General features: G+C 42.0%; 15 protein-coding genes. 13 read left to right on the top strand and 2 right to left on the bottom strand.

The genetic code is table 11. The annotated features are described in order from the left end of the window. Window positions 1-36: 36 nt before the first annotated feature. Window positions 37-1,368: a PKD domain-containing protein gene (locus tag P2W71_RS14060; RefSeq protein WP_276371901.1), complete on the top strand. Its 1,332-nt coding sequence runs from the start codon at window positions 37-39 to the stop codon at window positions 1,366-1,368. 154 nt (window positions 1,369-1,522) lie between these two features. On the opposite strand, the gene P2W71_RS14055 is transcribed toward P2W71_RS14060, so the two are convergent. Further along, window positions 1,523-2,200 carry a helix-turn-helix transcriptional regulator gene (locus tag P2W71_RS14055; protein ID WP_276371900.1) on the bottom strand — a complete coding sequence of 226 codons (678 nt, stop codon included), beginning with the start codon at window positions 2,198-2,200 and terminating at the stop codon, window positions 1,523-1,525. A 100-nt stretch (window positions 2,201-2,300) separates the two neighbouring features. Here P2W71_RS14055 and P2W71_RS14050 point away from each other — a divergent pair, with 100 nt between their 5' ends. From P2W71_RS14050 to P2W71_RS14030, 5 genes are all read left to right on the top strand, one after another. Then, window positions 2,301-2,693 (top strand): YbjN domain-containing protein, encoded by a 393-nt coding sequence (locus P2W71_RS14050; protein WP_276371899.1) that lies wholly within the window; start codon window positions 2,301-2,303, stop codon window positions 2,691-2,693. A 43-nt stretch (window positions 2,694-2,736) separates the two neighbouring features. Further along, complete coding sequence (locus P2W71_RS14045) at window positions 2,737-3,438, top strand: PspA/IM30 family protein (protein WP_276371898.1); 702 nt, start codon at window positions 2,737-2,739, stop codon at window positions 3,436-3,438. Between the two features lie 22 nt (window positions 3,439-3,460). Beyond that, window positions 3,461-4,141, top strand: coding sequence for an OB-fold-containig protein (locus tag P2W71_RS14040; RefSeq protein ID WP_276371897.1), 681 nt, complete (start codon window positions 3,461-3,463; stop codon window positions 4,139-4,141). 59 nt (window positions 4,142-4,200) lie between these two features. After that, entirely contained in the window at window positions 4,201-6,231 is a 2,031-nt protein-coding gene (locus P2W71_RS14035; RefSeq protein WP_276371896.1) for a flotillin family protein, read from the top strand. A 123-nt stretch (window positions 6,232-6,354) separates the two neighbouring features. Continuing rightward, window positions 6,355-11,196, top strand: coding sequence for a DNA repair ATPase (locus P2W71_RS14030; protein WP_276371895.1), 4,842 nt, complete (start codon window positions 6,355-6,357; stop codon window positions 11,194-11,196). Between the two features lie 154 nt (window positions 11,197-11,350). On the opposite strand, the gene P2W71_RS14025 is transcribed toward P2W71_RS14030, so the two are convergent. Next, on the bottom strand, window positions 11,351-11,872 hold the full coding sequence (locus P2W71_RS14025) for a GNAT family protein (RefSeq protein ID WP_276371894.1): 522 nt from the start codon (window positions 11,870-11,872) through the stop codon (window positions 11,351-11,353). 277 nt (window positions 11,873-12,149) lie between these two features. Here P2W71_RS14025 and P2W71_RS14020 point away from each other — a divergent pair, with 277 nt between their 5' ends. The 7 genes from P2W71_RS14020 to P2W71_RS13990 all read left to right on the top strand — a co-directional run bounded on the left by P2W71_RS14020 (window position 12,150) and on the right by P2W71_RS13990 (window position 20,728). Further along, window positions 12,150-12,539 (top strand): hypothetical protein, encoded by a 390-nt coding sequence (locus P2W71_RS14020; protein ID WP_276371893.1) that lies wholly within the window; start codon window positions 12,150-12,152, stop codon window positions 12,537-12,539. Window positions 12,540-12,618: 79 nt separating this feature from the next. Beyond that, the gene (locus P2W71_RS14015) at window positions 12,619-12,963 is read left to right on the top strand and encodes a hypothetical protein (protein ID WP_276371892.1); all 345 of its coding nucleotides are present in this window, start codon (window positions 12,619-12,621) and stop codon (window positions 12,961-12,963) included. A 346-nt stretch (window positions 12,964-13,309) separates the two neighbouring features. After that, a complete protein-coding gene (locus P2W71_RS14010) occupies window positions 13,310-15,715 on the top strand; it encodes an ABC transporter permease (protein WP_276371891.1) in 2,406 nt (801 codons plus the stop codon). A gap of 405 nt (window positions 15,716-16,120) precedes the next feature. Continuing rightward, a complete protein-coding gene (locus P2W71_RS14005; RefSeq protein WP_276371890.1) occupies window positions 16,121-16,564 on the top strand; it encodes a hypothetical protein in 444 nt (147 codons plus the stop codon). Between the two features lie 457 nt (window positions 16,565-17,021). Continuing rightward, window positions 17,022-18,578 (top strand): T9SS type A sorting domain-containing protein, encoded by a 1,557-nt coding sequence (locus P2W71_RS14000; RefSeq protein ID WP_276371889.1) that lies wholly within the window; start codon window positions 17,022-17,024, stop codon window positions 18,576-18,578. Window positions 18,579-18,842: 264 nt separating this feature from the next. After that, window positions 18,843-19,946 (top strand): histidine kinase, encoded by a 1,104-nt coding sequence (locus P2W71_RS13995; RefSeq protein ID WP_276371888.1) that lies wholly within the window; start codon window positions 18,843-18,845, stop codon window positions 19,944-19,946. Further along, the gene (locus P2W71_RS13990; RefSeq protein ID WP_276371887.1) at window positions 19,943-20,728 is read left to right on the top strand and encodes a LytTR family DNA-binding domain-containing protein; all 786 of its coding nucleotides are present in this window, start codon (window positions 19,943-19,945) and stop codon (window positions 20,726-20,728) included. Before P2W71_RS13995 ends, P2W71_RS13990 begins: the two co-directional genes overlap by 4 nt. Window positions 20,729-21,018: the final 290 nt, after the last annotated feature.

The raw sequence follows: 21,018 nt of genomic DNA, 5'->3' as shown, positions 1-21,018 counted from the left end.
TATTTAAAAAAATGTGCAATTATAATACCGGCGATCATGGCTTCGTGCATCGACGATCCGTCCGAGCGGATCAGGGAAAAAGTAAGAATTGACGCGCGACAAGTTGGTAGTGATGTTATCTATGCGGGGCTTCCAGTCGGTTTTGTTGCTTTTTCGCGGGTTAATTCTCGTGATGAATTGTTGTCTGCGATTTGGAATTTTGGAGACGGAAATCAAGGAGACAATGTATTTCAGTCACATACATATTTTTTCCCCGGTAATTACCGTGTCTCGCTTTTCACGGAAAATCCGCAAAATTCCGCAGACACGATACTTACGGTTTTGCCAGAGCGGAAAAGAATAGGGGAAATTAATGCTTCGGAAAACGGAAAAATGCTGTATGAACATCCAACCGCTGGATATCGTGTAGTGCACACGTGGAACCGTAGCAGCAGCGCAGATGCGTGGAGATTTCTGCAAGTTTCATCGTCTTTTGATTCGTTGAGATCAAATAGCCTTTCCTTCGAGTCCTACGCAAACGTGCGCAAGATGTTCATAAACTCGTCAGGTAACCTAGTCGTGATGGAGCAACATTTATGGGAAATTGATGGATCAGGTAGCGTTATTAACAGAAGTGAAACATATACGTATTTCCTGGATGTCATTGAAACCAAAACGGGATACCTTGCCGCTGGCTATAACGGAAGTGGCGAGCGCCTGTTACTAAGATCTTTTGATTCGGCGTTCGACGTCATCTCGGAGGATATGTTGGATATCCGCGAAGAAGGCTATTCGCCGATATCTTTTAAGTTGGAATCTGAAGGCGTAATAAGGCTTTTGTATGCTGAAAACTCCGACGCCGATCAACGGGCTAGGAAAATGGTACTTCGGCAATTGGCAGGCGACCGCATCGGTGAAAAAACTTTTGACATTGATAAACCCGTTAGTAATTCAATAGCATTACCCTCCGGAACGTTTTATCATGGTATTGTAAGCTATGAATATTCTGGCCCGTCGGAATATATATTTGTTAAGACGGATGCGGCGGGCAATGAGCAATGGTCAATCAGGTTTCCAACAAAGCTACTCTACTTAGAATACCAGCATGACGGACGGATCGAGGCCCATGAAGCCGGGGATTTCACGTATATCTTTTTTGACGTTATGCGGGTGGCAAAGGTCAATAGGGTAGGACAAACTGAGTGGGTCAAGCAATACGGCACAAACTATGATAGTTTCAATTCAGCAATTCAAAACATGACGGGAAATTTCGTGATGCTCGGATCTCAACAATTCGACTACAACGAAAATAACTATACAACGGATTATCTGAAACGCGATCTTGTCTTAACAGAAATAGATATTAACGGTAACGTTGTTACAGACTAGCATATCAGTTCCACAATGTGTGATCAAAATTTGGAAAGGTCGCAAAGACAGGGAGTCAAGTAATGATTCTTTTTTTTAGATATTCCTTCTTTTTCAAACGCCCTTAGTCATCTTCAAACTTACATGAAAAATTGATCGCCCTTCTTGAACATCTTTATTTCTCATGCTGATACAAAGCAAATAGTTTCCAAAATCTTTGTGCAAATTTAAAATCGAATCTTTCTTTCTTAAAATCATTTAGCACCAGATCAATTTTTTCATCCTTCATTTCATACTGACCAATCATGATCTCACGCTCGGAAGTAAATAGACCAGTCTTGTTTTGACAGAGATGAATATTCTGATGAGTCACCTCTTCGAAAATTAATACATCACCTATTTGATATTTAGGAAGCGATTCGTGATGCGAGATAGTTGGGTTGAAGCTCAACGCAAGCATGTGGTGATTATTTACTTCAGGCAATGTCAGCTTCGGAAAACTATTCCAATCATTAAATGACAATTCATGGTAACAACATTTCATGTAAATGGCATCGTTGATGAAGGGAACTTGCCTAAGCTGAAGATTGATAATATGATTTTCATCCTCGATCAACTTATCGCCGTTATATTTTAGTATTTCATGTATGGAGAGGTTTTGCGTAATAAATTGATTTAAGGGAATGCTAAAATAATTGGCAATTTGCATTACGGTTTCTATCCTCGGTTCGGCTCGGTTTTCTTCATACGAAGAAATGTTTCCTCTGGTCAATTGAAAAAGATCAGCAAACGCCTGCTGACTCAGCCCTTTAGTCGTTCTAATCTTCTTGATATTGGCCCCGATCTTTGTCATGCCCCAAAGATAATTGTAATTTTCATTATCACAATGCTAAATTTTTTTGCATTTTAAGAAAACAATTAATAGATTTGTTCAGTCAGAAGAAATTATGCTCATGAAAAACTTTGACACCATCGAAGAATTTGCCCTTAGACTTAACTGCAGAATACTGTATAAAGATGTGCAGAATGGCATTCTGAAGATTGATAATCAAGCCGATGGTATCCATAATTTGATTCTCGGCATTGCACCCCCAATTCTTATTATGGAACAGTTTCTCTTCTCGTTTCGGGAGGATAATCTGGATATGTTCAAGAAACTCCTGCAGAAAAACAGGGATACGATTCACGGTGGCTTTGTCATCAATGAAGAAGGAGACCGGGTATTATTCCGCTACACCATGCAGCTACAAAATATAGACTTCAACGAATTTGAGAGTGCCTTGAACTCTCTTGGATTATTACTCAGTGAGTTCTCTCAACAGATCATCGATTTTTCTAAACGATAAACTTAAAAGGGACGATTGTTTTAAACCTAAAAAATTATCAGTCATGAATATTTTCAAAAGAATTTTCAGAATAGGGCAGGCAGAAATCCATGCAGCAGTTGATAAAATGGAAGATCCCATTAAAATGACGGAACAAGGCATTCGTGAACTGCGCACTGATCTTGCAGAAGCGACGGAGGCCTATGCCAAGGTAAAAGCCCTGGCGATCCGCACTGAAAATGATCATCATTCTCGTCAGCAGGAGTCAAGAAATTATGCTGAAAAAGCTATATTGATCATGCAAAAAGCTCAGTCTGGGCAAGTCGAGCTGTCAAAGGCTGAAGAGCTTGCACGCGAAGCGTTGTCGCTCCATAAAAAATATTATATAGAATCAGAAGACATTGGGCAGCAAGTCGCCGCTTTACAGCAATCCTCTAGGGAGATGCTGCGCAATACAGAAATTCTGAAAGAAAATATGGAGAAATGGGAGAAAGAGTTGCGAACATTGAAGGCACGGGTGAAAGTTAGCAAAGCCACGGAACAAGTGAATAAGCAACTTGCCCATGTCGATAACAACGGAATAATTACCATGCTCGAGCGTATGAAATCAAAAGTTGAAGACCAGGAAGCGCTAGCGAAAGCCTATGGCGAAATACATCGTGATACGAATAGTAAGAAAGAGGAATTGAACCGTATACTAAAAGATGATTCGTTATCTATTGAAAAAGATCTTCAGGCTATCAAAGAAAAATTAGGGATATCTTAAATCGTTAACCAAACACTTTCCGATGTCGGGTATATTAGATTTACTTTTCCATCCATTGAGTAATGCGATTATGACCGTTCTCACTGGCGTGACGGCGCTTTACTGGATAACCACCTTCATAGCAGGTGATCTGTTTGGAGATTCGGGAGTTGACCGAGATTTTAGTGTAGAGGGAGCTGACCTGGACACTGATGTTGCTGGTGACAGCGACGAAGTAGCGGCAGATCAATCTTTCGTTCAGAAAGCGTTGGAATTTGTAAACGTTGGGAAAGTACCATTCATGATGGTGTATTCGGTCTTTAAGTTCGTTGCCTGGATCATTACGTTAGCATCATCGGTAGTGCTGGGATTGGCTAGCTGGGGTTGGAAATCTGTGCTCACCCTCATCCCGGTTTTTCTTGTTGCTTATGTTATTACAAGGTATGCCACAAAACCACTGGTCAAAGTTTATCATGCTATGGGCTATAACGGAGAAGAACCACAGGAACTATTAGGAAGAATTGGAAGAATGCGAAGTACTATATCCGGCGATATGATCGGTGCCGCAGAAGTAAAAATTCAAAGCGATATCGTGCGCATAAATGTAAAGAGCAAAACTGGTGGAGCCATCGAATATGATGCAGAAGTAATGGTTGCAGGTGAATCCGCTGATAAAAAATATTACCTAGTAGTCGCCGAGGTAAACCTCTCCAACATCGTTTGACTTTATAACTACTCAATATCGTAAACACTTTCTTTAAACCTTAAATTTTCCCGATCACTATGGACGTACTTGGCGGCATTAGCTTATTGCTTATTGGTGGAATTGTGTTCATCATTTTTATTATCTTCTTTGCTTTTGCGAGTTTCTACAAAAAGATTCCGCAGGGCAAAGCAATTGTGCGCACTGGTGTTGGTGGTGGAAAAGTCGCCTTCAACAGGGGTATGTATGTAATTCCTATTCTCCATAAAATGGAGATCATGGATATCTCAGTGAAAAAATTGCAGATCGATCGTCTCGAACAGGATGGCCTTATTTGTAAAGACAATATCCGTGCAGATATTAAAGTGGCATTCTTTATCCGCGTCAACAAGAATGCTGATGACGTATTAAACGTAGCGCAGATCATCGGTACAGAAAGAGCCAGCGACATCGAAACGCTTTGCATTCTCTTTGAAGCAAAATTCTCTGAAGCCTTAAAAACAGTGGGTAAAAAATTTGACTTTATCGAACTGTATGAAGCACGTCGCGAGTTCAGAACTGAAATCCTGAATATCATTGGAACCGATCTTAACGGTTATATCCTTGACGACTGCGCCATCGATTTTCTTGAGCAGACAGAAATGAAATTCCTCAGCCCGCAAAATATCCTCGACTCCCAAGGTATTAAGAAGATCACCGAGCTTACTGCAGCGCAAAACATAAAGGCTAATTTGATTAAGCGGGAAGAGGAAAAAGTAATCAAGAAGCAAGATGTTGAGGCACGCGAAGCGATCCTGGAATTAGAACGCCAGATGGCGGAAAAAGAAGAGAAGCAGCGTAGAGAGATTGATAATATAAAGTCGCGGGAACAAGCTGAAATACTTAAAGTAAGAGAAGAAGAAAGACTAAAATCAGAAACGGTACGGATCAAAACCGAAGAGACACTTGCTGTACAGGAGGAAAATAAGTTACGCCAGATCATCATCGCTGAAAAAAATAAACAACGCACGGATGCGGTAGAAACCGAGCGTGTAGAAAAAGATCGTGCATTAGAAATTACCGAGCGTGAAAAGATTGTAACGCTGGCACAAATTGAAAAGGAGAAGACGTTAGAGGTAGAACGTAAGAACATTCAGGATGTAATTCGCGACCGCGTAAGGTTGGAGAAGGGTGTTGTCGAAGAGCAACAGGGATTAAAAGACCTGGAGGCGTTCCGTCAGGTGGAGCGTAACAAAACAGTAGGACTCACACAAGCAAGCCAACAGGCAGAGGAAAAACTGATTTACACAGTGAAAGCTGCTGAGGCAGAAAAGAAAGCAGCGGAAGAGAAAGCGAAGCAGTTGATCATTGACGCGGATGCAAAAAAAGAAGCAGCCGTGAAGCAGGCAGAAGCCCGTAAAATCCTCGCTGAAGCGCAGGCGCGGGAGGAGGCAACAATCGGTCTGTCCGAGGCCGAAGTAATGATGGCAAAAGCTGAAGCCGCAGAAAGGCAAGGTATCGTTGACGCGACCGTAGTTGAAAAAATGGCTGAAGCAAAACGCAAAGAGGGACTGTCGCAGGCGGAAGTAACAAAAGAAAAGGCTTTAGCGGAAGCTTCAGGCATTCAGGAAAAAGCGGAAGCAATGAAGAAACTGGATGCCGTTGGAAAAGATCACGAAGAGTTTAAGTTGCTGCTTGCGAAAGAAAAAGAAATCGCACTTGCTCAGATCAATATTCAGAAGGATGTCGCTGAAGCGCAAGCGATGGTATTGGGAGAGGCACTGAAATCAGCAAACATCGATATTGTCGGAGGAGAAACGATGTTCTTCCAGAATATTATCAACCAAGTTTCGACCGCGAAAGGTTTTGATCGCTTAATCAACGAAAGTGAAAACGCGACTCAGATTAAAGCTGCATTATTAGGGGATGGTGAAAATGGCGGCGACCTATTAACACGTATCCGCGACTTCGCTCAGAAGTATAATATAACCACGAACGATATTAAAAACCTGACCATTTCAAGTTTGATCCTGAAAATGCAGCAGAAAAGTTCTGAAGATGATCGTCCATTACTACTCAACCTTGCGAACCTGGCTACCAGTTTGGGGTTATCCAATAGGAAACTGCAGTAAAGGCAAGTGTCAAGGATCCCTATCCCAGCCGTTGCCGCGGCGGGAATTGGGAGTTGACACCGATCCCATTCATCGGATCACACGGCAGCAATTTACACGATGTAGCGTTTATCTTTTTTCGTAATGGCAGGTACTGAAAGCACAAATACTGTATTGGATTCCGGAACATATGAGATCATCCGGAAGCGACTGGAAGAACAGCGGTTGAATTTACTGGAAAGACTGGCGGCGTTAAATAACGCGAGGAAGGAGATATTTAATTCAACAGGATTTCAACTGGTCGGCAATCAACGTATCACTACAATCAACAGCGGCGTAGCGCGTGGTATTATTGCCCTTGGCAATCTTACGATTTTCGGTTACAACGTTCACTTTGGTTTGCGTGAAGATATAAAGCTCAGCGATGTTTTCAGCATTTATAAGTTCACCGGTGACCACTTCAATCCCGAACCCCTTGCGCTGATTGAAGATGAGAATTTTATTACAGACTTCAGCAATCTGTACAAGTACTACAGGGATTCAATCTTTGCCAAGTTCATAAAGACAGATAACTACCTGTACATGATCTTTCAAACCGGCAAGAGTCCTGATGATAGAAAGGCTTTTAAATGGTTGATTAGAGACGGAAAGCTATCATATGTCGATGACAGAAGTATTCATGAAATAAAAAGGGCATCGCAGCACGAATTTAATTGGATTAAAACGGATCTCAGTAATCGTCGCCTGGGTTTGTATCCGCATATTTCGATTTTAGACAAAGTGTTTATTGAAGCACTCCATGGGGATATTACATTCAAAATTGAAAACAATACGGATTCGGGGAAGGGGATTTATTCTGAGCCTGTAACAAACAAAGATCAGCAGCTCGATGACGCGCAATATCATTATGCCGATCTTGGAAATCTTATACCAATCAAGATCAAACCGTATGAAGAAAACTTTCGCGCCTATATTTTTAATGTGCGCACAAAGCAAGTTCTTCCAATCAACAGTCTACTTGACGCTGGCGTATTGTTGCCAGACAATCAGGGAATCATTTTCCCAAGTGGCTATTATCTGCAAAGCGGAGAGCATAAGATATTTGAACTGCACACATCCGACCTGGAATTCAGCAGCAGCGTTGCGTCTCCTAACGGTGAGGATTTTTTGTATGTGTTCTACCAGAAACTTACAAATACCTATGTGTTGATGTCATACAACATGATCGGTCAACAGGTGGAAACACCTATTGTTTGTAATGGCTTTACGATATTTAATGATGGAATGCTGGTCTATTTCCGGTCGGAGAATGAAGCTGTAAGACATCACCAGGTGCAAATCTGGCAAACACCCTACACCGCTACGCTCCAGGAAAATACAGCGATGAGTAACAATGTATTGTATAAGATCGGTAACAAGGATATCGTGAGTGCAATGAGCGAAAGTCATGAAGTGATACAGCTTTTACAAAAAGAGGATAGCTACGAAGATCTTTATGAGGATATACATAAACGAACGAACGATATTGTCGACGCTTATTTTTGGTTAAAAGACGAAGGAACCTTCGATCTCGCTACTCCGCTGACCCAGATCAGGGATATCGCGAACACAGCAATAGATGAATTTGCAAAGGTGCAGGCTCAGCGCCAGCACGCAAAGGACAATCTCGTTTCGATGCAAAGGCGAGTGGACCAGTTGGTAATCGATGTAAAAAGTGCGACCATCACGTCGCTGGATCAACTTGTAAACCTCCTTGCAGCCACGAGGAGCATGCAGGGTGCTGTTATCGATTTGCAAAACATCCGTTATATCGATAATAAGGCGGTTGATGTGCTGAAAGAAATGCTGGCGCAATACAACAGCTCACTTTCCCAAGACACTGTCACTTTCTTATTAAAAGAAGAAGCACTCGCGCCATATGAAGCCAGGGTTGCTGATCTTAAGAAAGTAGCGAGCAGTGTGACAAAAGTGATCGACGCTCAACCGGTAGAGCAAACGATAAAGGAGATTTCCACTGGCCTGGAAATGCTGATCGATATTCTGAACAGCCTGAAAATTGAAGACACTACACAAACTACGCGCATTGTCGAAAAGATCTCGCTGATCTTTGCATCTCTGAATGAGGTAAAAGCAGAATTGGTACGTATCACCACTGCCCTGAGAGCGCAAGAATCGACCGGCCAGTTTTACGCGCAACTTACTTTACTTGATCAAACCATCGTAAACTTCCTTGACCTTTCTACATCACCTGAAAAGTGTGAAGAGTATTTCACGAAGGTGAGTATACAAGTGGAGGAACTCGAAAGCAAGTTCGCTGACTTTGATGAGTTTGTCCTTAAGATAGCAGACAAGCGTGACGAAGTTATCAAAGCCTTCAACACCAAAAAAGAAATACTGGTCGCGCAACTGAACAAACGTACCACCGCACTGGAGCAGATCGGCTTACGTGTCCTAAAAAACATCGAAAATAAAGCCCAGTCGTTTAACGATAAAGAAAGTATCTACGCATTTTTTTCTACAGACCTGATGGTAGACAAGGTGCGTAACCTGGTGAATGAGTTGAAAGAGCTCGGGGATGTAGCGAAGGCAGAAAATCTGGAAAACCTCATGAAGGTGGCACAGGAAACTGCTTTGCGAAATCTTAAGGATAAAACTGATCTTTTTGTTGATGGTCAAAATATAATTGCGCTAGGCAATTACAAGTTCGCGGTCAATAAACAAGTGCTGGATCTGACGATCATCCGCAAAAATGAGAGTCTATATTTTCATCTCCTGGGAACCAGCTTCTATAAACAGGTAACTACTGAATCGCTATATCAGCACAGGGCCATTTGGGAACAGGAATTGATATCTGAAAATACTGAGATCTATCGTTCTGAATATCTCGCCTATCAAACTTATCTCGAAAGTCTTCAGCATAGTGAGCAGTGGAACTATGAAACTTTTCTGAATGATCGGACCGAGCGTGATTATGCCGCCGGCTATCTTAAAGGGGTTCATAACACGGATGCTGCGGCTATTTACCATGGGCTGAAAAAACTACAGGCGGAACTTGGGATCCTTCGGTTTTCCCCTGCCGTTCGTGTAGCTGCTCAGTTGTTCTGGTTTGGATTAGATGAAGCCTCACGGAACAAGCTTCAGCAATTGATTACTGCGGCCTATTCGATACAGGAAAGTTTTCCTCAAAGCAAGCGTGCAAGTTTTGTAGGAAAAGAGTTATCGTCACGATTCTTGCTGTCGCAGATTGCCTACGATTCAGTAGACCCAAATGAAGTAGCGCAATATTTATATTTAGAACTTTCCTCCGCTAAACATTTTACCTGCAGCCAACAAGCACTGCACCTCAAAAAAGCATTCGATGAATATTTACTCGCACAAAGAAGGACTGCATTGTTCTTACAAGAGATAAACAATACGGGATTTGATACGGCCGAGCGATTTTATATTATCCAAAGCTGGCTACATGCGTTTCTGCAAACGCCCTCCATCACAGCAGATAAACTTTATTTAGATGAAACGGCCTGTTTACTTCTTTTCAAAGACCACGCTTACCGAGAAAAAGCTGCCGCAGATGCTATTGACCTCACCGGCTTAAAAGGTACGCATGCAGTGGTACATGGAGAAGGGAAATACACGTTGAACTTTCACCACTTCACGACGAAGATGCGCAGCTATTTTGAAACGATTGTTCCCGCATTTACTTCCTTCAATCAACTTAAAGAACAATTAGTGCAGGCTTATCGTCAGCAATTAAAGATCAACGAACTGGAACCAAAAGTATTGAGTTCGTTTGTTCGTAATCGTCTAATCAACGACGTATATTTTCCGTTGATCGGTGCCAATCTTGCCAAACAGATCGGTGCTGCAGGTAACGACAAACGCACTGCGCGCATGGGGATGTTGTTACTGGTATCACCGCCAGGGTATGGTAAAACGACGTTGATGGAATATTTAGCGAAAACGATGGGCCTTCACTTTGTAAAAATTAACGGTCCAACTATTGGGCATAATATCACATCAATTGATCCGCAGGAGGCAACAACTTCAGGTGCACGCGCAGAACTCATTAAAATAAACCTTTCTTTTGAAATGGCCGATAATGTGATGTTGTATATAGACGACATCCAGCATTGTAATCCGGAGTTTCTGCAGAAGTTCATATCGCTTGCCGATGGTCAGCGTAAGATGGATGGCATTTTCGAAGGCGAAAGCAAAACCTATGATTTGCGCGGAAAACGCTTTTGCATTGTGATGGCCGGCAACCCCTATACGGAGAGTGGCGAGCAATTTAAAATCCCGGACATGTTGGCGAATCGTGCAGATGTATATAACCTGGGAGATGTAATCGGTAGTTCCGAGCAACTGTTCAAACTCAGCTTGATCGAAAACTCCGTAGCCGAGAATAAGTACCTGCAACGTATCAGTAATCGCAGTTTTGATGACCTGTACAAACTCATTAGTTATGTCGAGACAAACAGTGAACTGCTGCCCGAACTGGAAGGAAATTATAACCAACAGGAAATTGACGATGCCATTGCAGTGCTTAAGAACATCATCCGAATTCGTGATGTGGTGATGCGTGTGAACCAACAATACATTGCGAGTGCCGCCATGAGGGATGCCTATCGTACCGAACCTGCCTTCAAATTACAGGGCTCATACCGGAATATGAATAAGATGACTGCCAAAGTAGTACCGCTTATGAACTCCGAAGAATTGAACACGTTGATTCTTTCTCATTATGAAGGTGAATCACAAACCTTGACATCAGATGCAGAAGCTAATTTGCTACGGTTAAAAGAAATTGCTGGTTTTCTCACCGAAAAAGAAAGGAATCGGTGGAATCAAATTAAAGAGATCTTTATGAAGAACAACAAATTTGGAATGCTGAACGAAAGCGATACCTCGGGTCAAATGCTGATACAATTGAGTTCATTTAACGAACACCTCGAGGCAATTGCAAAAGCGATCAAAGGAGGTCGATGATAGCATGATCCCCATCTGAAGACCTATTAGTAATGTTTATAGTGATTATTACAATCACTTCTATCGAGGTGCCGTCAATAACCTGCAGGGTGAGACGCTTCTGGTTTCACTTAAGAGGAATTCTTTAACCGTTGGCTCAATGAGATTTTGTTATTTAGTTTTTCTCAGCGATCAATTTACTCCATCGATTCTTTTCAATCGTCATGTTCAAAGCCTGCCATATTTTTCCATTTACCTCAAAAGTTTGTTTCTTATCAGGGTTAAGAACAAAACCAACTACCTCATAACAACGGATGCCTGCGACATTCCAGTCAAATACATTAAGTTCAACGACGTCCGCATCTAATTTCTCAAATGCATACCGCAGTAGTTCTCCCATTACCTGTTTGCCGATTCCTTTGCCCCGGTTCGCTTGATCACCGATTAATAATTTGTCGATTTTATAAAACCGGTTACCAGCTTTAACAATCTCTGCGTGACCAATAATAGTATTTGTGGACGTGTCGACAACGCTAAAAGAATTGCTTTTGTCATCGGTAAGGTATTGCTGAAGTTGGTCGGTTGTTAGTGGAAATTCAAAATAAGTACCGGCGATGGTCAATAAAAGTTCTTTGGTGTTAATCCATGAAATCAGTGTACTAAAATGTGATTGTTCAAATGGTCTCAATTGTATCATAAAATTCCGTTAGCAACTTTTGTTCTCATTCATATCTCAGTTCCTCCGTTTCCGCCTTGCCCAGCTTTGTTGCTATTAAATTAAGTTTTATGCGATGATTATTCCCTGAGTCTATTCCCGAGTGCATTGCTGCTTCCGGTTCTATATGGCACTGTTAAAACTTTTTAGCGTGTATCACCATCACTCTACAAGGGTCCCTCAAACAATTAAGACGACGTTAGCTTGACGATGAAGTGTAAACCATTAAATTGTGTGCAGGTAGCAAAATTCAGAAAAAATGAAGACAACCGTTCTATTATTTGCAGTGATTTTTGGATACATAACGCCAACATATTCACAACTAAACCGTCACCGTAAAACGGACACGACGAGTGAGCAGTTTCAAAATAAAAAGAATGACGATTTCAGCAATTATAAGTTTGACGATTTCAGCAGGTATAAGTTTGACAAATTCAGTGATTTTTTGAGTAACCGGGCGCACGACAGGTTCAATAGGTCGCCAACAAGACCCGCGCCAAGTAAATCTACAGAGGAAATATATTCAGGGGACAATATGCCTTGTTTGCACCCAAAGTCAGGGGACAATATGCCATGTTTCAAACCAACAGGTACATTCCCGATGAGAGTCTTCAAACCTAAAAATGTTATCTGGGGAATATTATGGTAATTACTAAAACCAGGGACTACAATAACTAACGCTCGATATACGTTTTGAAAATATTTGCAGTGAAAGCGTTATTTGTAACATGCGATATCGAGTTTACGTGATTGAGCTCTCGAAAAAGGTTTTTACGGAGAATACAAAATTCCGTGCCGCCAACCCACAATTCAATGGAGTACTTCAGTGTCTTTATGTGGGTATGACGAGTAAAACTCCTGCAGAAAGATTTTTGGAACATCGAACGGGTTATGTTAACAAAAAAGGTCACAAGCTATCGTCAAACATTGTGCAGAAATACGGAGCGTATTTGCGTCCGAGTTTATACGAGCATATCAACGTCAAGCCGTTAACTAGGGAAGAAGCTTTGATGATGGAGGAAAAACTTGCATGGGACTTGCGGAGGCAAGGTTATGCCGTCTGGTTCAATTAATTGATGAAACGATATCCAACGCTGCTTTCCGGTTACAGAACGTAATTCAATTTTTATTTTTTCAAATCATTGCAGAAGGTCATGGTGATCCTTGAAAAAAAAAATAAAATCTTAAATGCTATTTCGGATAGCGAAAAAAAAATGAAAACCCCTTCCTTAACTACGTGCTAGCGAGTTAGCTGGCATGGTAAATCGTGAGGTCCGACGACTTCTCTTCCTATACAGCAGATTTTCCGGACCTACTTAGTTAGCCCAGAGTTTATTGCTGCTTCCTGTTCTCTAAAGTACGCTTAAAACTTTTTAACGTGTATCATACATCATTCTAGGCACCTCAAACAACTAAGTTATGTTGCAGCGTTACATAAAATCTGCTCTTCGCAATATTTCCCGCCACAAATTCTATTCTTGCTTAAATATTTTGGGACTAGCGACTGGCCTTGCTGCTTCGTTTCTGATTGGGTTGTATATCTATCATGAGCTAACCTTCGACAGGTTTCACAAAGACTATGGGAATATCTATCATGTGGGTATGCACATCAATTTCGGAGGACAAGAGATTATCACATCTTCATCGTGTCCGCCGTTAGCCCAGGCCTTAGTCGCGGGCATGACGGGAATAGAAGAAGCCACACGCATCAACCCGTGGCCAGTCCAAAACCTGCTGATCCGAAATGAGGACAAAACCTTCAGTGAAGACAAAGCTTTTCTAGCCGACTCAAACTTTTTTGAATTCTTCAGTTTCCAATTACTCCAGGGAGACCCCAAACATGTTCTGAAGGAACCACACACCATAGTGCTGGCGGATCACGCAGCTAAACAGTATTTTGGAAACGAGCCTGCCATCGGCAAAACGCTGATTGTTGGAAATGAAAATGAAACATACACGGTTACCGGAGTAGCGGTGTCGCCGCCGGCCAACTCACATATTCAGTTTGATGCGCTGATTTCCTACTCATCTTCGCCTACCACAAGAGATGGCTGGGGTAGCGTTGATGGCACATATACTTATTTCAAAAAAACACCTTCGACGCCAATTGGCTCTGTGACTGCGGCCCTTAGGGCAATGGTTAAGTTACAAGTCAGTCCGGAACTTGAAGCTACTTTTGGCATGACGTTACAGGAGTTTGAAAAGCAAGGTGGCGTATACACCTTCTTTCCGTATGCCTTATCTGAAAGCCACTTGTTTCACCCTGAAATTACGGACGGAACATCACCCTCAGGCGACATTCGCTATATATACATTACAGGAGCCACTGGGATATTTATCCTGCTCATTGCGTGCATCAATTTCATGAACCTGTCAACAGCGCATTCGATGAAACGCGCCCGGGAAGTCGGTTTGCGCAAGGCGTTCGGATCTGATAGAACAACCCTTGTCTTTCAATTTTTGTCGGAATCATTCGTATCTGTTTTCATGGCAACTGTTCTGGCCCTGGTCGCAACGTACCTGTTACTGCCGTACTTCAATCTGTTGTCCGGAAAAACACTTTCGTTTAACACGTTGTTGCTTCCTGAAATTATTCTGTCGATCTGCCTCATTTTCCTATTCGTTTCTTTGTTGTCGGGAAGTTATCCTGCCTTTTACCTCACCTCATTTAAGCCAGTGGATGTATTGAAGGGTAAGGCCAGTACCGGGATGAGGAGCAAGGGCATAAGAAGTACGCTGGTGGTTGTGCAATTTTCCATTTCCATAGCGCTAATGATTTGTACGGTGATGGTATTCAGTCAGCTCAACTACATGCGCAATATGAATGTCGGCTTTGATAAACAAAACGTGCTGATTATTAAAAACACACAGCGGTTAGGAAACAATTACGCTGCATTCCTCGAAGCGGTGAATAACCTGGCTGGCGTAGTGAAGGCGAGCTATGCAGATAATGCTTTTCCAGAAGTGAATAGAGCTTCCACCTTCCGCGAAGCAGGAGCCACGAAGGACGTGGTGTTTCAGGTCTACACTGCCGATTACAATCATCTTGAAGTGCTAAAAATCAATCTTTCACAAGGACGTTATTTCTCACCTTTGATCGCGTCAGACGCTCAAGCCTGCGTGATCAACGAAGCTGCTGCAAAAGCAATGGGTTGGACGGATGCACTCAATAGCAAATTTCAAACCGATGGGGGAGGTTCATCAATACCTGTCATTGGTGTGATCCGTGATTTTCATTTCGAGTCTTTCAAGTCAACGGTACGACCATTGGTCGTTTTTTTTAAAACGCACGCCGATTTCATGCACATTCGTTATGATGGGAACGTCAGGGACGTAATTGCTTCAGTTGAAAAGACATGGAAGCAATACGCACTTCATTCGCCTTATGATTATTCATTCCTTGATGAAAATTTTGATCAATTGTTTCGTGAAGAAGAGCGCTTGAGTAAACTTTCCACGGTGATGAGTGGGGTAGCGATTTTTGTTGCTTGTCTCGGTCTGCTTGGGCTCGCTGCGTTTACCGCCGAGCAGCGGACACGGGAAATTGGCATCAGGAAAGCGCTGGGTGCATCCATATTATCCATTCACCATATGCTGTCGAAAGAGTTCATGGCACTTGTTGGAATTGCTTTTGTTGTCGCCTGTGTACTAGGTTGGTATGGGATGGATACCTGGCTAAGTTCTTTTGCTTACCATATTGACCTTGACCCTGCAGTGTTTTTACTTAGTGGAATTCTGGCTGCCTTCATTGCCTGGCTTACTGTTGGTTATCATTTTATAAAGGCCGCAAGATCCAATCCGTGTGATGCGATCAGGTATGAATAAGATGTAAGATAGATCTTCATGTTAATGCTGCAGTACACGCATCTTTGCCTATTGTACTGTTATGGGTATTCGTTCCAATGTAATTTCAATTCGTCTCGCCAAGGGCGTATAGTTGAACATTGTCCGGAAAAAAACTTGCAAGTCAAAAACTAACAAAATAAAAATCGCTTAAGCGTTGCGAGAATAGCTACGCTCCTTTGAAGCATTATTATTCTTGTCTTTTTTTAATTTACTGGTAGCAAATCCGGTTCAACGGTTTGACCCTGCCAAAAACATCGTCCAATTATTTTATTTCTGCTCAATTGTAAGAACATATAGCCACAAAACATGTTAGGAATTTAATTGATGACTTAATTATTCTCGACTTGTAGGATTTGTATTAGTGTCAAATTAAATATGATACAGATGGAGACAACAGTAAAACCAGGCGAACGCGTAAGATCAAGCACGTCACGGTCGCAAAATGAAAAGATAGATCAAGAAATTATCGCAAATATCGCCCACTATGGCGAGCAGAGTCCAGCTGCAATTGAATCCCGCATAAAAGAATTGGATAAGAAATGGGACATTGAAAGGACGCTTGAAGTTAATGCGGGGTTACTTGGTCTTGCTGGTGCCGTTCTCGCCCTGACCGTAGACAAACGCTGGGCAATTCTGCCGGCAGTGGTAACTTCGTTTCTTGTGCAACATGCAATTCAAGGTTGGTGTCCACCGCTGCCGCTGTTTAGACTAATGGGAATTAAAAGCCGTCCTGAACTTGATCGCGAAAAGTATGCATTGAAAACACTTAGGAATGACTTCAAAGGTGTGCATAATGCTGCTCAAGCGTGGCGGGCGGTTAATAAATGAAGTTGACTTTCAATATCGACACCAATGTCAAAGAATTATTGGCGATGTAAGCAAACAAAGGCGAAGGCGTGCTCGATCCGATGTAGCGTTGATAAAAATTAGATATTGGATTAGCTCAGAACCGTTTCACTTTCACTTTTGCTTTCTTTCAAAAGGCCCATTCCCGGGGCGCCAGATAAGCGTTGTGAAATCACAATCCCGTAAAGCCCGCTAACCAACTGCAGACTGGTTTTTCTGGAGGCTTCAGAACAAGAAACTTCTGACTAGCGCGGAAAGGAGTGGTCTGGTTTTCTTTGTGAACCGTTAGTCTTTAGATCAACCAAAATTCAGGGATTTTATCATAACAGTTACTATGTTCTAGATGCTAATTCCTAATTTAGTATGCTGCCCCTTCAAATGAACAGTTTGATTTAATTAATGCAATGGCTATGCTTTATTCATTTCTTATTTGCTCAAAATGAAAAAATTATCTCACCTCTTCCTTGCTATTATTTTTCTTGATGTTACCACAGGCGTCTGTCAAATTACAACGTTCCATGGTGCGGAATCACCAGGTCCTTTTATTTTTTGGGATGGTCACATGAAAGGGAATTCCATAGCAAGAACGAAGGATGGTAAATATGTCGTTGGTGGAGTGATTGATGAAAGCGGTCTGCATGGCCGGCCGTATGTTTTAAAGTCATCGGTTACAGGTACAAACGCATGGCAGAGAATATACCTGGGCGAGCATGGCACTTATTCGGGTAAAGTTTTATCGCTTCGCGAGTACGGAGCTGGCGGCATTGTCGCCACGGGACATATTATGAATGGTGGGTGGTATCATACTTTATTTTTAAAAATTGGTCCAAATGGTAATACCCTTGTCACAAAAGGGTTTCGATTTTATGCTGATGATTTTGGAACCTGTATTCAGGTAGTAAGAAATGCCAGTGGCACGCCAAGTGGAACTGTACTAACAGGCATCAGCAGTCCGGGCGGGGGTTTTGTTCATGTCACAGATGCGAATGGAGAACCTCTAGCTACAACATTAATAGCAAACTCGATAACGCGGTGGGTAGTGCAAACGCCTGATGGCTTTTTGGTACTCGGCGGAAATTTTGAGAATAGTGAATTGCATCTCTTCAAATTTACGAGTGACTTAACACTGCTATGGTCAAGAGCATATCGCCCGATAGAATCTGGCAGTTCGATATACGGAACCTCCATCACCCAAGTTGGAAGTGTAATTTATGTAACTGGCACAATTTCGGGATCGGCCCTCTTGATGCAATTAAACACAGATGGAACATTCAATTGGGCGAGGACATACGGAAGCAATAGTATCAGTGTAAGCCTTGCAACAAAAAAAGAAGTCAATGGTGTAGGAGGGCTCTACCTGACTGGAAAAGTAAGAAGTACCGAACAAGATAGAGCCTATATTTTAAACACCGACTTGAACGGCAATCGTAGATGGTCGAAGGTCTACCATTTGGAAATTGTCGCATCCGAAGGGCGCGAAATAATAACAACAGCGGATAGCCTTGTTGTTACGGGTGCCAACGGTGACAATATGTTTTTAATACGTACAGATCCACAGGGGCTTTCAGGCGGGCTTTGTGAATATTCTGTTGCTATGCAAGCCACTACACAGGCGATAACAGAAACTGCTTTTAATGTAACCTTTCGGTCGCCGCATTACGAAGAATTGAAAAGCACTTTTTTAGATAAGTTTAATGTAATGCAAGCCTTCTGCAATTGGGACACCACCATACCTCCACACATTGGGGATCTTGACCCAAGCGTTGTCGTATATCCCACCGTTGTTTCTTCAGCAATCAACATTGAACTTAAATCGCCAAGCGATGCCGAAGGTTCTGTCGCGCTATTTGACGTTAATAAAAAATTGCAGGTGCAAGCCATTCCGCCCGGCACGTCAAATGTTACCCTCCATGTAAGTCATCTGGCACCAGGTTTATATTATCTTTTGATTTCAACCAATGGAAAAGAGACAACGGCTAAGTTTATAAAACAATAACATAGGACCATTACAAATTCCTGAGCATTTTATGCCGTGTGTCGCTAGCCAATGTATCCATCACCAATTTACATGGTGCTTATGGAACGCTGTGACATCAAAATAATTTGGTGTAATTGTTTAGATTGCTGTAATGCAGATCTCTCAGATTAATTCAACGTACTCTGATTCATACCCTAAAAGTCGGCATTCGACAAACTTTTTCCCTAACTCAGAAATCTCGAATATCGCCATTGTTTTCATTACCGTACATTTGCCATTTGTATGAGTGATTCACAACAGGGTAAGATAAGTTTTAAACAGGCGATATATCTGGCGCTGACGGTGCTATGCATCTATTATCCTATTACAATTTATTTTAATATCCCGATGGATCGTTGGAATAATGTGCAGTTCCTGGTGTTCCCCGCCATTGTTAACTTTATATTTTATGCTTTGCTGATCATCGCCATTGATCACATTATTGACTCTTCAGAAAAACTTATCGGGCCAGCGATTCTTGAACTGCGGATCAAAACAATTGCTTTGTCCATCGTTGTTGCTGTAGTGGCAGTATTATTATCGCATCTTCTCTTCAAGCTCAATGTCGAGTTCTGGACAATGGTGACCGAGCCTATCAGTCGCGAGGAAATTCGCAGGCCTGGTAACAGGCCGCCTCAATTTGCATGGTGGAATGCCTTGAGACGAACAAACACAGGGCTTACTATCGTCATTTCGATTTCTATTTTCTACCTCATTCTAAATCGGAAGGCGCATTTTAGAATGCGTGATATGGAAATTCAGGCGGAGCAGCTTATGAAGGAAAATGCCCTCGCCCAATTTGAAGCATTGAAGAATCAGGTTAGCCCTCACTTTCTTTTCAACAGCCTCAGCATATTATCTTCTCTCGTTCATGTTGATGCGAATTTGTCTGAAAGATTTATCGGCCAACTTGCTAAAGCATATCGCTATATTCTTGAGCAGAAAGACAACGATACAGTTTCTTTAAAAACAGAGTTGGACTTCCTTCAATCCTATGCGTTTCTGTTGAAGATCAGGTTTGAGAACAAGTTTGATGTGAAGATTTTGATAACAGATCAGGAGGCTGAAAGATATCGCATCGCTCCATTGACCTTGCAACTTCTCATCGAGAATTGTGTTAAGCATAATCGGATGTCGCAAAAAGAACCATTGATTGTCACAATATTGATTAAGGATTCTTACCTGGTTGTCATAAACCCTGTTAGATCCAGAAGTGAGTTTGAAGGAATCACATCGACAGGGATCGGTTTAGCAAATATTAGAAACCGATATCACCTTCTCACCAAAAGTCCCGTACAAATTGTGCAGGATGAGGAATCGTTTACCGTAAAAATTCCACTGCTATGAATGTAGTCGTTGTCGAAGATGAACGGTTAACAGCTGAAAGGCTGATTTTATTATTAAAAAAGTACGATGCTTCAATCCATGTGCTTACTCAAATCTCTTCGGTAGCGGAAGCGATATCCTGGTTCAAAACTAATCCGATCACATCGGTGGATCTTATCTTCATGGACATTCACCTTGAAGATGGCGACTGTTTTCAAATCGTAAGCAAATTGAACCTAACGGCTCCGATAATCTTTACAACGGCTTTCGATGGCTACATGGTCAAGGCCTTTAAAGTTAACAGCATCGACTACCTGCTTAAGCCTGTTGACTACGAGGAACTTGCTGCTGCGATTAATAAATTCCGGTCTTTACGATCCAACAATGCATTACAATTGGCATCCATGCAACTCGACATTAAGGCATTGATGAAACAGTTAAGCCAGCAAGGCAGCGCGCAGTTTAAGGACCGATTTATGATAACAGTTGGAACCAAGATCAGATCGGTCAAAACCGAAAATATCGCCTATTTTTATCTGGCGGAAAAAACAGTTTGGGTGGTTACCCATGATGGTTTAACGCTACCGATAGACTACAGCCTTGATAAGCTTATGCAAATCATTGATCCTGAACAGTTCTTCCGCGTCAGCAGACAATTTATTGTGTCACTGAATTCAATTCACATAGTACACACGATTTCAGCAGGAAAACTTAAGCTAGACTTGATTCCAAAAACAAAACAAGAAGTTGCCGTAAGCGGAGATCGCGTTTCTTACTTCAAGGAATGGCTGGGAAAAGCTTGATTTCGTCAGCTATGGGGTCAATCGATTGGCGGCTCAGGTGGTACATATAAGTCATATAAGTCACTCACCTTTCATTTTTCAATGGCGTAAGATCAAAAACGAAATGAATAAAATCGCCTTAGCATTCTCTATTGTTCTTACGCAAACGCAGTGATTGAAGAAGGGCTGAAACCATTTCACAATGAGGTCGAAGTAATTTTACAATGACGGATCCTTATCCTTTGATTTCGGTTCACAACCAAAAAGCCGTTATTCGGCATTCAACTTTTGGCATCCGGTAAAACTATTTT

The sequence above is a fragment of the Chryseolinea sp. H1M3-3 genome, assembly GCF_029360725.1.
Lineage (GTDB): Bacteria > Bacteroidota > Bacteroidia > Cytophagales > Cyclobacteriaceae > Chryseolinea.
Note: the sequence above shows the minus strand (reverse complement) of the source record. Positions and strands in the feature narration are given on the sequence as shown.

What these genes read in the sequence shown, in the direction of transcription:
- P2W71_RS14060 (WP_276371901.1), top strand. Translation starts at nt 37, where the DNA reads ATGGCTTCGTGCATCGACGATCCGTCCGAGCGGATCAGGGAAAAAGTA.
- P2W71_RS14055 (WP_276371900.1), bottom strand. Translation starts at nt 2,200, where the DNA reads ATGACAAAGATCGGGGCCAATATCAAGAAGATTAGAACGACTAAAGGG.
- P2W71_RS14050 (WP_276371899.1), top strand. Translation starts at nt 2,301, where the DNA reads ATGAAAAACTTTGACACCATCGAAGAATTTGCCCTTAGACTTAACTGC.
- P2W71_RS14045 (WP_276371898.1), top strand. Translation starts at nt 2,737, where the DNA reads ATGAATATTTTCAAAAGAATTTTCAGAATAGGGCAGGCAGAAATCCAT.
- P2W71_RS14040 (WP_276371897.1), top strand. Translation starts at nt 3,461, where the DNA reads ATGTCGGGTATATTAGATTTACTTTTCCATCCATTGAGTAATGCGATT.
- P2W71_RS14035 (WP_276371896.1), top strand. Translation starts at nt 4,201, where the DNA reads ATGGACGTACTTGGCGGCATTAGCTTATTGCTTATTGGTGGAATTGTG.
- P2W71_RS14030 (WP_276371895.1), top strand. Translation starts at nt 6,355, where the DNA reads ATGGCAGGTACTGAAAGCACAAATACTGTATTGGATTCCGGAACATAT.
- P2W71_RS14025 (WP_276371894.1), bottom strand. Translation starts at nt 11,872, where the DNA reads ATGATACAATTGAGACCATTTGAACAATCACATTTTAGTACACTGATT.
- P2W71_RS14020 (WP_276371893.1), top strand. Translation starts at nt 12,150, where the DNA reads ATGAAGACAACCGTTCTATTATTTGCAGTGATTTTTGGATACATAACG.
- P2W71_RS14015 (WP_276371892.1), top strand. Translation starts at nt 12,619, where the DNA reads ATGCGATATCGAGTTTACGTGATTGAGCTCTCGAAAAAGGTTTTTACG.
- P2W71_RS14010 (WP_276371891.1), top strand. Translation starts at nt 13,310, where the DNA reads ATGTTGCAGCGTTACATAAAATCTGCTCTTCGCAATATTTCCCGCCAC.
- P2W71_RS14005 (WP_276371890.1), top strand. Translation starts at nt 16,121, where the DNA reads ATGGAGACAACAGTAAAACCAGGCGAACGCGTAAGATCAAGCACGTCA.
- P2W71_RS14000 (WP_276371889.1), top strand. Translation starts at nt 17,022, where the DNA reads ATGAAAAAATTATCTCACCTCTTCCTTGCTATTATTTTTCTTGATGTT.
- P2W71_RS13995 (WP_276371888.1), top strand. Translation starts at nt 18,843, where the DNA reads ATGAGTGATTCACAACAGGGTAAGATAAGTTTTAAACAGGCGATATAT.
- P2W71_RS13990 (WP_276371887.1), top strand. Translation starts at nt 19,943, where the DNA reads ATGAATGTAGTCGTTGTCGAAGATGAACGGTTAACAGCTGAAAGGCTG.